At 44.3% G+C, this 12,893-nt stretch carries 9 protein-coding genes; all 9 read left to right on the plus strand.

Annotated elements, in window-relative coordinates; genetic code table 11:
• Positions 1 to 11 precede the first annotated feature (11 nt).
• The 9 genes from PP182_RS09600 (at position 12) to PP182_RS09640 (ending at position 12,884) form a co-directional block, all read left to right on the plus strand.
• Positions 12 to 1,376: a dicarboxylate/amino acid:cation symporter gene (locus PP182_RS09600; protein ID WP_272651027.1), complete on the plus strand. Its 1,365-nt coding sequence runs from the start codon at positions 12 to 14 to the stop codon at positions 1,374 to 1,376.
• 12 nt (positions 1,377 to 1,388) lie between these two features.
• Positions 1,389 to 3,074, plus strand: a complete 1,686-nt coding sequence (locus tag PP182_RS09605; protein WP_272651028.1) for an alpha-amylase family glycosyl hydrolase — start codon at positions 1,389 to 1,391, stop codon at positions 3,072 to 3,074.
• Positions 3,075 to 3,142: 68 nt separating this feature from the next.
• Positions 3,143 to 4,048 carry an alpha/beta fold hydrolase gene (locus PP182_RS09610; RefSeq protein WP_272651029.1) on the plus strand — a complete coding sequence of 302 codons (906 nt, stop codon included), beginning with the start codon at positions 3,143 to 3,145 and terminating at the stop codon, positions 4,046 to 4,048.
• Positions 4,049 to 4,096: 48 nt separating this feature from the next.
• Positions 4,097 to 6,637, plus strand: coding sequence for an alpha-glucan family phosphorylase (glgP, locus tag PP182_RS09615; protein ID WP_272651030.1), 2,541 nt, complete (start codon positions 4,097 to 4,099; stop codon positions 6,635 to 6,637).
• 31 nt (positions 6,638 to 6,668) lie between these two features.
• Positions 6,669 to 6,881: a hypothetical protein gene (locus PP182_RS09620; RefSeq protein ID WP_036146060.1), complete on the plus strand. Its 213-nt coding sequence runs from the start codon at positions 6,669 to 6,671 to the stop codon at positions 6,879 to 6,881.
• Positions 6,882 to 6,968: 87 nt separating this feature from the next.
• Positions 6,969 to 8,216: an acetate/propionate family kinase gene (locus PP182_RS09625; protein WP_051638239.1), complete on the plus strand. Its 1,248-nt coding sequence runs from the start codon at positions 6,969 to 6,971 to the stop codon at positions 8,214 to 8,216.
• Positions 8,192 to 10,582: a phosphoketolase family protein gene (locus tag PP182_RS09630; protein WP_272651031.1), complete on the plus strand. Its 2,391-nt coding sequence runs from the start codon at positions 8,192 to 8,194 to the stop codon at positions 10,580 to 10,582. The genes PP182_RS09625 and PP182_RS09630 overlap by 25 nt, the downstream gene beginning before the upstream one ends.
• Positions 10,583 to 10,637: 55 nt before the next feature.
• Entirely contained in the window at positions 10,638 to 11,612 is a 975-nt protein-coding gene (locus tag PP182_RS09635) for a 6-phosphofructokinase (protein WP_272651032.1), read from the plus strand.
• A gap of 3 nt (positions 11,613 to 11,615) precedes the next feature.
• Positions 11,616 to 12,884: an MgtC/SapB family protein gene (locus PP182_RS09640; RefSeq protein WP_272651033.1), complete on the plus strand. Its 1,269-nt coding sequence runs from the start codon at positions 11,616 to 11,618 to the stop codon at positions 12,882 to 12,884.
• Positions 12,885 to 12,893: the final 9 nt, after the last annotated feature.

Raw genomic sequence — 12,893 nt, forward strand, 5'->3', positions numbered from 1 at the left:
GATACCAAGGAATGTTTGATACGGACATAAAATCATTAAAATCCCTTAACCACTACCTGCAAAAACTGGTGGAAAACAGGTTATGGCTTAAGGTTATCATCGCTTTGTTCCTAGGGGTCGGCCTTGGACTGTTGTTAAGTCCACAAAATGGTTGGATAACCAAAGGTACAGCTGATGTTTTGGGCAATTGGTTGGCCCTGCCGGGCATGCTCTTTCTCAAGTTGGTACAAATGATCATGATTCCATTGATCGTTGCCTCGATAATTACGGGCATTGCCAGCAACGACAAGGAGAATCTGAAAAAACTGGGGGGCGGTGTGCTCTTGTATTTTATATCCACAACCATTATCTCGGTAACCATAGGTACAATTCTTGGATTGATCTTTAGCCCGGGAAAGTATCTGCACCAACAAGCGGTTGTCGATCATGAACAGGCTTTGGCCAATACCGCCGAAAGTACTGAATTATCATTCGGGATAAATGATATTCCAACTGCCATAACAAATTTGTTGCCTGACAATCCTTTGGCTTCGATGGTAAGTGGGGAAATGTTGAGTATTGTAATTTTTACCATCATCATTGGTGTTGCCGTATTATCCCTTCCCGATGATCTGCTAAGACCCGTAAAACTGTTGTTGGGTGCCATTCAGGAAATCTGCATGACCGTGGTCAAATGGGCCATGTTGTTGGTTCCGGTAGCCGTGTTCGGCTTGATGGCGCAGCTGACCTCCAGCGTTGGTCTAAATTCCCTTTCTGGGCTGGGCTTTTATGTGCTCGTCGTATTGATAGGGTTACTGTTGCTGGTCGTAATTTACCTCATAGTTGTAAGCCTTTTGGGCAAGGTCAATCCGTTCGGGTTTTTACGTAAGATTAGGGATGTCCAACTGCTGGCCTTCTCGACCACAAGTTCTGCTGCAGTAATGCCTTTATCCCTTGAAACGGCGGAAGAAGAACTGGAAGTAGATCCAGCCATCAGTAATTTTATCATTCCTATCGGAGCTACTGTAAATATGGACGGTACGGCACTTTACCAAACCATAACGACCCTGTTTATTGCCCAGGCCTACGGATTGGAAATGGGCCTTATGAACGTTATCGTAGTGGTGATTACTATCGTAGCAGCTTCCATTGGTACTCCGGCAATACCGGGAGGGGGAGTAGTGATTTTGGCTTCTGTACTTTCCAGTGCGGGCATACCTGCCGAAGGAATTATCATCATTATAGGGGTGGAACGGTTACTAGGGATGTTCCGGACCGCTGTTAACGTTACCGGCGACCTTACCGCCTGTATGGTGTTCAACCGCTTCTATGGAAACAAGCCCGCCATAAGTCCAAAAAGTATTTCAAAAACAAAAAAGGAGTATTCCACTGTTTAAAAATTAAAAAAAATGATTAAGTCAATCAACGATATAGATCTTTCTCCAAAACCGAACAAGGAATATTGGGTAAACTGCCATAGGGAATGGCGAGAGGAAATCATCTACTTTCTTATGGTAGACCGGTTTCATGATAGCAACAAACGGAGCTCCTTGGACTTCGATATTCGGCATTCAGGTTTTGGCAATGAAGACGAATTGCAAAAACCCTTTGGGGGCACTATCAAGGGAATCATCGACAATATAGTATACATCAAAGACTTGGGCTGTACGGCCCTTTGGCTTAGTCCTGTTTTTGAAAACAACCCCCAATCTTACCATGGCTATGCCATTCAGAATTATTTGGATGTGGACAAACGCTGGGGCACAAAAAAAGAACTGGAAAGGCTCGTTGACAAAGCACATAAATTGGATATACGGGTTTTCTTGGATGTCGTTCTACACCATTCCGGTGACAATTGGTCGTATCCTTTTGATTATGAGTATTACTATTCAGACGGACAACGTTTTCCGTTGGGAAGCTGGCGTGAGAAAGATAGGCCGCTCCCGATAGAACTAAGAGATCCCGAACTTTACAACCGAAAAGGGCAAATAAGGAATTTCGATAAGTATCCAGAAACCCAAGAGGGCGATTTTTTGACCCTAAAAACATTCCGGAACGATGGTTCCCCTGAAAGCGAGAAGTTAGGGGAACTATTGGCTGCCATACATTGTTACTGGATACGCGAGACCGACGTGGATGGTTTTCGGTTGGATGCCGTCAAACATATGAAGGGACAGGACATTAGCCGTTTTTGTTCCACCATTCGTGAATATGCCTACTCCTTGGGCAAGAGAAACTTCTTTTTGTTCGGTGAGATTATCGGCAATGACGAGACGGGCAATCCGTATCTGGGGCCGAAAATGTTGCCGGAGGACCAGAACGTGTATTACGGGCTGGATTCTGTTTTGGACCATCCCCTACACAGTGTTCTGGCAGGAGTCATTAAGGGTATTTCCTCTCCTGAAAGACTATTGGAACGCTATTCCTCATTGCAATGGAATGCCCTCAGCCGGGGTGAATATGGGGATTTCTTGGTGACCTATATCGATGATCACGACCAAGTGGGCACTGATTTTAAGCACCGCTTTGGCTATAATGCCACTCCAGAACAGATTGTAGCGGGCATGGGCTTTCTGCTCTGTGCCCTTGGTGCCCCATGTATCTATTATGGAACGGAACAAGGTCTGGATGGAAATGGGATGGATGACCGATATATCAGGGAAGGTATGTTCGATCCAAATGATACCGAGACCAACGTATTGAACCGCAATTCGTGGATATACAGGACAATTGCAGATTTGGCAAAACTTAGGCAAACAGAATCTATCCTGAAATTCGGTAGGATGTATTTTAGGGAAACTTCAAAAAATACAGTTGATTTTCACTACCCCAATTGCGAAGAATGTCTTTTGGCCTTTTCCAGGGTACTTCACAACGGGGAGATTTTGGTGGTATATAATTCGTCCCCAAAAGATGTGAAAGAAGAGTATGTCCTAATCGACGCTACCATTAACAACGAACGTGGCCAGATGAAATGTATTTATGGAGGTAAAACCAAAATAAAAGTGCAAAAAAATGCAGATCGGCAAGACAGCCGACTTTATATCAAGTTAAAACTAAAACCCATGGAATTTTTGATATTCAAGAACAGTTAGTTGAACTAGATTTTTTGTGCAAGAAAATTTTATCACGGAGAGAATATGGGTTTTAATCAAGGAGAACTATGAAAGATTTCATTATAAAAACAGGAAAAAGGATACTGGTCTTGTTATTGGTGGTAGCCGTACTTTTTATTTCTATAGGTGGATATCAATACCTTACTGTTGCCGTAGCACCTAAGTATAATCCCGAAACCATGCCCTTGAATTTTGAATTAATGGGCTCAGGGGATAAGGATCTTGTTTTTATCCATGGCCTAACGGGCTCCAAAAACTATTGGAAAAGGGATTTGGATACCATTTCAGGCACACATAAACTTCTGTTGGTCGACCTGCTCGGTTTTGGCGACTCCCCAAAGCCCAATAGCGATTATAGCCTTGAGATGCAGTTAGGAGCTTTGGAGGCGATTATTTCAAGGGAAGGTTTTGATCGAGGCGAGACGTTGCTCGTTGGGCATTCCATGGGTGCTATTATCGCAGTGGCACTTCTCGAAAAGCATCCCGATTGGTTTAGAGGAGCAATAGCGATAGGCACCCCGGTTTATAAGCATATGGGAGAATTTAATGATATAATGTCAGAACATTCTCTTTTTGACAGGCTTACTGCAAACAAATATTCCAAATACCTCTGTTTGCTGCATCCCATTTTTATGACCCGGATATTCAAGCCCGAAAACCTGTCGGATGACGTATTTGCAGATGCAAATAAACACACTTGGCAGAGCTATTACAATTCGTTAAACGAAATAATCCTGGATACTGACCTATATGCCATCGCCAGAAACATCGGAAACAAAAAAGTTGTTTTTATCCATGGCGATCAAGATACCACGGCTCCCCTGGTTAATGCGGTAAAATTGGCCAATACCGTTTCAAATGCCGAATTTCTGACCGTCAATGGTGGCGACCATCAACTTTTTTTGAAAGACCCGAACATCGTCTGGAAAGCAGTCACGGATTTTTTCGGTTGATCGGCAGTAAAAATGGATTAGAATAAGAACTGGAAAATAAAAATGAAGATGAAAAAAACAAAGAACACTACGCATCAACTCTACGGATCGATGCACACCGACATCGAGGGAGTAGAAAACCTCATAGAACTTGCCCTCAATATACGATGGTCATGGAACCACGCTTCCGATGAACTTTGGCAACAATTGGATCCCGAACTGTGGGAATTTACGCGGAACCCTTGGGTCATATTACAAACCGTTTCAAGGGATCGGTTGGAGCAACATTTGTCCGATCCCGATTTCCGGGAAAAACTCGACGGTCTTTTAAGACTGAACAAAGAGGTACTCTCCGCTCCCTCTTGGTTTCAGCAAAAGCATCCAAAGACCAAGCTGCGAACCGTTGCATATTTTAGTATGGAATATATGCTGAACGAGGCCCTGCCTATTTATGCCGGTGGCTTGGGCAATGTAGCTGGCGACCAACTAAAATCGGCAAGTGATTTGGGCGTGCCCGTCGTTGCAGTGGGGCTGCTCTACGACAAAGGGTACTTCCGTCAGGAAATTGATAAATACGGCACCCAGAATGCCCTGTTCCCTTACAATGATCCAGGTCAGTTACCGATTACGCCGTTACGACTGCCCAATGGGGAATGGCTTCGGTTAAAAGTGTCTTTACCTGGCCACCCGATATGGCTACGTGCGTGGCAGGTAAAGGTAGGAAGGTCTAAGCTCTATCTATTGGATAGTAACGATGCGGCCAATTTACCTGTCCACCGTGGCATAACCGATGAACTGTATGGCGGTGGCCCAGATCATCGTATAAAACAAGAAATTGTTCTGGGCATCGGGGGTTATAAATTGCTCAAGGCCTTGGATATCGATCCCGAAGTTTGCCATATGAACGAAGGCCATGCCGCTTTTCTAGTACTGGAACGTGCCAACGATTTTATGAAGGCGAACGGCACTTCGTTCGAAGAGGCCCTTGCCGTAACCAGGGCGGGCAACCTATTTACGACGCACACTGCCGTCCCCGCCGGTTTTGACCATTTCAGCCCATCGCTTATGGAGCAATTTCTTGGCCGGTATGCCAAGGAAGAACTGGGTATCGATTTCAACGACTTGATGGCTCTGGGTCGGGCAGATTCCAATAATCAATGGGAGAGTTTTAATATGGCCTATCTCGCCATTCGTGGAAGTGGTGCCGTGAACGGTGTTAGCCGGTTGCACAGCGAAGTAAGTAGAAATCTTTTTACCAATCTTTTTCCACGATGGCCAATACCCGAAATTCCCGTCGACCATGTGACCAATGGGGTCCATATGCCGTGTTGGGATTCCAAATATGCCGATGAACTCTGGACGGAGTCTTGTGGAAAAGATCGTTGGAGAGGGGAGCTTGCTGACCACGAAGCACATATTTCGAAAATTCCCGATGCAAAATTATGGCAATTCAGGAACCGATCGAGAAATCGGCTTGTGAGTTTTATCAGGGAAAAATTTGAAAGACAAGCTATTGTTTCGGGTCTTCCTTCGGAAATAGTTGAAACAGCAAAAAGGGTGTTTGACCCCAACACCTTGACCTTGGGCTTTGCCCGGCGATTTGTACCGTACAAAAGACCGGACCTTCTATTGCACGATCCGGAACGCTTTATCCGTATCCTTACCAATCCAGAACATCCCGTTCAATTGGTACTCGCCGGTAAGGCACCACCATTCGATGAATCAGGGAAAGCTTTGATACGAAAATGGGTACAATTTATCCAACAGCATAATTTGCACAGGCATGTACTTTTTTTGAGCGACTATGACATGATGTTGACCGAGAATTTGGTACAGGGTGTCGATGTATGGCTCAATACCCCAAGACGCCCGTGGGAAGCCAGTGGAACCAGTGGCATGAAGGTGCTGGTCAACGGCGGCCTTAATTTATCGGAACTGGACGGTTGGTGGGCCGAAGCCTATACCCCGGAGGTAGGTTGGGCCTTGGGAGACGGTCAAGAACATGGCGATGACCCCGCTTGGGATGCCGCTGAGGCAGAAGCCTTGTATGACATATTGGAACAACAAGTGGTGCCCGAATTTTATGCGCGCAACAAAAAAGACGTACCCGAACAATGGGTAGCACGGATGCGAAAAAGCATGGCGACCCTTACTCCCCAATTTTCTGCCAATCGCACCGTACGGGAGTACACAGAACAATTTTACCTTCCTGGGGCGGCAAGATATAAAAAAAGAGCGGCAAGAAAAGGAGCCGCAGGGAAAAGGGTTTTAGATGCTGCGCATGATCTTGGGCAAAAATGGGATGCCATAAAATTCGGAAAAGTTCAAATTGAGAGCGAGCGCCAGAAGCATCATTTTAAAGTCCCGGTCTGGCTGAATGAAATAAATCCTAAAAATATTATTGTGGAGCTTTTTGCAGAAGGCTTGAACGGCAAACCACCTGAAAGAATCAATATGAAATTTGACTGGATGGGAGAACAAGGGGAACATAATTTTTATGCCCAGGTCAATACTCCCCGACCCACCAATCACTATACCGTTCGTATTCTTCCGGATTACGAAGGCGTTGCCGTGCCCTTGGAGGACAACATGATTCAGTGGCAACATTAACTAGATATAAAAATTTTAAAATAAATACGCAATGAAAACACTTGAATACCATGAAGTTGTGCTAAAGAAAGTAAGCTTTGACCATGACCTGTTAAAGAAGGAGTTGGAAAAGGCGGTCAGGAATACCACTTGTTCGGAACAACCTGCGCTGTTGGAATGGTGTGCTAGGGAACTAGGACCAAAATATGAAAAAATCGCTACCTTCTATATGGAGGATAAGGATTGTGCCTTGTCAAAGAATTGATTCATGATAAACGAAAGTAATGGGTCAATCGATTCAATGGGTTGAATCTCATTTCTAAAAGCTAAATTTTTTTATCTAATACAAATAATGTACCCTGAAAATTCAAACATATTTACTATAAATGGTGGTTCGTCCAGCATCAAGTTCGCCATGTATGGAATGGCCAAGACTCCGAAGCCTATATTTTCAGGGAGCATAAACCGTATTGGATTAAAAAATACAAGCTTCAATGTTACCTACGTCGATCAGGATGAAAAGATGAGCTATGATGTATACTGTCCCGGTTTTTACGAGGCCGCCATCTTTTTGATACTCTGGTTAAAAAAACAAGTTGGGTTTGATAAGGTCAAATGCGTCGGCCATCGTGTCGTCCATGGCATGGAACATTCCCGTGCCGAAGTGATAGATGCAATTTTATTAAAGGAATTAAAGCGAATAAGGGATTATGACCCAGAACATTTACCCGCTGAAATCGAAATCATCGAACTTTTTAAAAATAGATGCCCGGGAGTATTACAGGTAGCCTGTTTTGATACTGCCTTTCATACAACAATGCCACGCGTGGCAAAAATATTGCCTATACCAAGGCGATTTGACCGAGCCGGTGTTCATAAATATGGCTTTCATGGCCTATCCTACGCCTATCTCATGGAAGAACTGAAGAAGACAATAGGTGTCAAAGATACTAATGGCCGCATCATTCTGGCCCATCTTGGGAACGGGGCCAGTTTGGCTGCTTTGAAAGATGGCAAGAGTATGGATACCAGTATGGGCTTCACGCCCGCAGGTGGATGTATAATGGGCACAAGAAGTGGGGATTTGGATCCGGGAGTTGCTTGGTACATGATGAACAGTGAAGGAATGAACACCAAAAAGTTCAATCATTTGATCAATCATGAAGCAGGTCTTTTAGGGGTTTCGGAAACGAGTGCCGATATGCAAGACCTTCTGAAAATGGAAAGCTCGGATGTAAGGGCTGCAGAAGCGGTGGCCTTATTTTGCTATCAGGTAAAAAAATGGATCGGCTCATTTATGACCGTATTGGAAGGCCTGGATACCTTGGTTTTTTCTGGCGGCATCGGGGAGAACGCACCCATAATCCGATCAAGGGTTTGCGAAGGCCTTCGTTTTGTAGGAATTGAATTGGACAAATACCGAAACGATCAAAATAAATCCGAAATTTCGATAGAGGGTGGCAAAGTAAAAGTATTGGTAATCCCTACCGATGAAGAGCTCATGATCGCGAAATGCACGACGGACCTCTATATCGAATCAAAAATAAAGAACAACGGTTCAAAATTAAGTAAGACATGGAAAAGCAAAATAGTGAAATAGAACAAGAGGAATTATCCAAAGAACATCTAGCGAAAATAGATGCCTATTGGAGGGCCTCCAATTATCTTTCCGTGGGGCAGATATATTTGCGTGACAATCCGCTGATGCGGGAACCACTGAAACCGGAACATATCAAACCCATGTTATTGGGGCATTGGGGCACTACCCCCGGCCAAAATTTTATATATGTTCATCTGAACCGTATCATCAAAAAATATGACCTGAACATGATATATGTATCGGGACCCGGCCACGGCGGACCGGCTCTTGTTGGCAGCACCTACCTTGAAGGAACCTATAGCGAGGTGTATCCTCACATAAGTCAGGATGAAGAAGGATTAAAAAAATTGTTTACCCAATTTTCCTTTCCTGGTGGAATCCCAAGCCATGTCTCCCCTGAATGCCCCGGCTCCATCCACGAAGGCGGTGAACTGGGCTATTCCCTGAGCCACGCATTCGGTGCGGCCTTTGACAATCCCAATCTCATCGTGACATGTGTAGTGGGCGACGGGGAAGCGGAAACCGGTCCGTTGGCTACGGCATGGCACTCCAACAAATTCCTTAATCCCGTGACCGACGGTGTTGTGCTTCCGATTTTACATCTCAATGGGTATAAGATTGCCAACCCCACTATCTTGGCCCGTATCGGGAATGAAGAACTGGAACAACTTTTTTTAGGGTATGGATGGAAACCCTATTGGATCGAAGGGGAAGACCCAATGGCCATGCACCAAAAAATGGCGCAGCTATTGGATCAGGTAGTCGAGGAAATTAAAGCGATAAAGGAGAATGCCGCCCAGGATGACAATGCGAAACGTCCACGTTGGCCCATGATCATTCTCAAGTCCCCCAAAGGGTGGACGGGACCCAAGTTTGTGGACGGCCTACCGGTGGAAAATCATTTCAGATCGCATCAGGTACCCTTATCGGATGTGGCAAGTAATCCAGAACATCTAAAACAGTTGGAAGATTGGTTCAAAAGCTACGGACCTGAAGCGCTTTTTGATGAACACGGAAGATTTTTACCCGAATTGGCCGAACTGGCCCCTAAAGGTGAACGGCGAATGGGAGCCAATCCGCATGCCAACGGAGGAATTTTATTAAAGGACCTGCACATGCCCGATTATAGGGATTACGGTTTGGACATTCCGGAACGGGGGAAAATGGGAAATGGCGACACCCGTGTTCTAGGCGAATTTGCCAGGGATATAATCAAATTGAACGAAGCACAACGAAACTTTAGGGTTTTTGGCCCTGATGAAACGCTTTCCAATCGCTTAAACTCGGTTTTCGAGACCACTAATCGACAATGGGAAGCCGAAACCATGGCTACCGATGAACTCCTTAAAAAAGACGGTCGTGTGGTGGAAATGTTGAGCGAGCACCAATGCGAGGGCTGGCTGGAAGGGTATCTCTTGACCGGACGACATGGTCTGTTCAATTGTTACGAGGCCTTCATCCATATTATCGATTCCATGTTCAACCAACATGCCAAGTGGCTAAAAGTAACCTCAGAGTTGCCGTGGCGTAGAAAGATTGCTTCCCTGAACATACTTTTGGCGTCCCATGTATGGCGACAGGACCACAATGGGTTTACCCACCAAGATCCCGGCTTTATTGATCATGTGGTCAATAAAAAAGCAGAAATAGTCCGAGTTTATTTGCCGCCCGATGCCAATTGTCTTCTATCCGTCATGGACCATTGTTTTCGAAGCAAGCATTATGTGAATGTTGTGGTCGCCGGTAAGCATCCCGCACCGCAATGGCTCCCTATGGAGGAGGCGGTCATACATTGTGCCAAAGGCATCGGTATCTGGGCATGGGCAAGTAATGATGAAGGTACAGAACCCGATGTCGTTATGGCCTGCGCAGGCGACGTGCCTACCCTTGAAACCTTAGCGGCCGTATCCATACTCCGCGAAAAATTACCGGAACTAAAAATACGGGTTGTGAACGTGGTCGATTTGATGAAGCTCCAGACCGAGACGGCCCATCCACATGGGCTAAAGGATGCCGATTTCGATATGTTGTTCACTAAAGACAAGCCTGTCATTTTCGCTTTTCACGGCTATCCGTGGCTTATCCATAGGTTGACCTACAATCGTACAAACCATGTCAATATACATGTAAGGGGCTATAAGGAAGAAGGCACGATAACTACCGCTTTTGATATGACGGTATTGAACGATATGGATAGATTTCATTTGGTACAGGATGTCTTGGACAGGTTACCGAACCTCGGCGACGAAGTGGCTTACCTGAAACAGGAGATGCAAGACAAGCTGATCGAACACAAATACTACATCCGTAAAAACGGGCAGGATATGCCCGAAGTCAGAGATTGGAATTGGAACGGGCAAGCCTAATATGATAACAAAGCTCTTTTAAATAACAATAATAATAGTTTCTAGAAAAAGGAAAATGGATAATAGTAAAACTAAACATATCGGGGTATTCACTTCAGGGGGCGATTCTCCGGGAATGAACGCTGCGCTCTACGGAACAGTAAAGGTAGCTGAGCAACATGGCATCAGGGTAAGCGGCATCCTAAAGGGGTACGAAGGCATGATAGATGGGCATTTTATCCCTTTGGAAAGCCAACAGCTACAAAAAACGGTACACCGTGGTGGTACGGTATTGAAAACCGCCAGAAGCGAGCGCTTTATGGCCGTGGAAGGAAGGCAACTTGCTTTTAAAAGTCTTCAGAACAATGATATTGATGCTGTGGTAGCCATTGGTGGTGACGGTACTTTTAAGGGTCTACTTGCCTTTTCGGAAATATGTGAAATTCCGTTTATAGGTATTCCCGGGACTATTGACAACGATATTTCCGGCACCGATTACACCCTCGGATTTGATTCCGCAGTAAACACGGCCATTGAAAATATCGATAAAATTAAAGATACCGCCGAATCCCACAATCGGGTATTTATTGTCGAAGTAATGGGCCGGGATAGTGGCTATATTGCCATTCATTCCGGATTGGGCGTTGGTGCCGATGCCATATTGATACCTGAGAGCGGTGAAGATTTTCTCCAGTTGCTTAAAAAGGTCAAGGACTATAAAAGTGAAGATGGGTTTATCGTGGTGGTTTCGGAAGGAGATGAATTGGGAGCAGGACTAGTGGCATCAAAGATCAAGGAAATCAATTCAAAAGTGGACCTGCGGATTACAAAACTTGGTCATGTGCAACGGGGAGGTAGTCCTTCGTCCCTAGACAGAATGTTGGGAATCAGGCTTGGATCGGCCGCAGTGAGGGCACTTTTGTTGGGCAGAAGAAATGCAATGGTCGGGGTTTTGGACAATCAATTGAGCCTTACCCCCTTTGAGCAGGTGGTAAAACAGCACCAAGTGAACGATGAACTGCAAGAACTTTTAAAAATATTTGGAAAGTAAGAAATGATAGAAGTCTTTAATAATATTAACCCATTTATCCTCGGATTGCTAATCAGTCTGGGCATTGGCCTTATTCTGGGGCTGGAACGTGAATACGATAAATTGAAGGATGAACGAGGTTTTGCAGGTATAAGAACCTTCCCTATTGTGGCAATCATTGGTTTTATATTAGGCAACCTTACCACAGCTTACACACCTTGGTTGGTCATTATTATTTCGGCAGCATTTCTTTTGTTTTTATCCTTGAGCCATCTTTCTATCGTACAAAAACACATAATGACGGGTATAACCACTAATATGGCATTGTTCGCTACGCTGATTTTGGGCGTGATGGTTGCCAATCATTTGCACAAGGAAGCAGTTGCCACTGCAGTTATAGTGGTTACCCTGTTATCATTGAAAACTACCTTTAATACCTTCATTAAAAATATTACTTCAGAAGAGCTTTTTGCTTTTATTAAGTTTTCAATTATTACGCTTCTTATATTACCTTTCTTACCAAATCAAGACTATGGTCCAGAAGGATTGCTCAACCCTTTTGAGATTGGAGCAATCATAGTGATTGTCTCTTTTCTGAATTTCATCGGCTACTTTCTTGTAAAATATGTCGGTTCTAAACGAGGTATTTTGCTCACGGCAATTTTAGGAGGATTGATTTCAAGTACAGCCGTAGCTTGGATATATGCTTCAAGAAGTAAGGAATCGCCAGAACTTTCAAAAGAATATGCTGCGGGTATCATTATAGCTTCCGCCATAATGTTTCCCAGACTTGCAATTCTGGCCTATATTTTCAATAGTGCCATACTTTCCTATTTATTAATTCCATTTACTATTCTTACCCTTATTTGCTTGATTAGCGCACTCGTATTCATTAAAAAGAATACAGATGTGCCAAAGACAGCTATCAAGCTTGGTAATCCACTCAATATTTGGAACGCACTCGGGTTTGGGGGTATTTATGTGGCTATCCTTTTTGCCGTTTTTTATGGAAATCAATTTTTTGGCGAAAGCGGTTTATACTATTCAGCCCTCATTGCTGGATTGGCGGATACGGACGCCATTACCATTAGTATGGCAAAATTTGGGTCGTTGGAAGAAAAACTAACGCTGGCCACCAATGTTATTATAACAGCAACGATAAGCAATATGGTTGTAAAGTTGGGGATAGCCTATTTCAAAGGTTCTAAAAAGACAGGTAAACTTGTAATGCTAATTTTTGGAACTGTTGTCATTGTAGGGATAGCCTACATAATAATACAATCAGTAATTTAAAAATGAAAT

This window comes from Maribacter sp. PR1, assembly GCF_028464145.1.
Taxonomy (GTDB): domain Bacteria; phylum Bacteroidota; class Bacteroidia; order Flavobacteriales; family Flavobacteriaceae; genus Maribacter.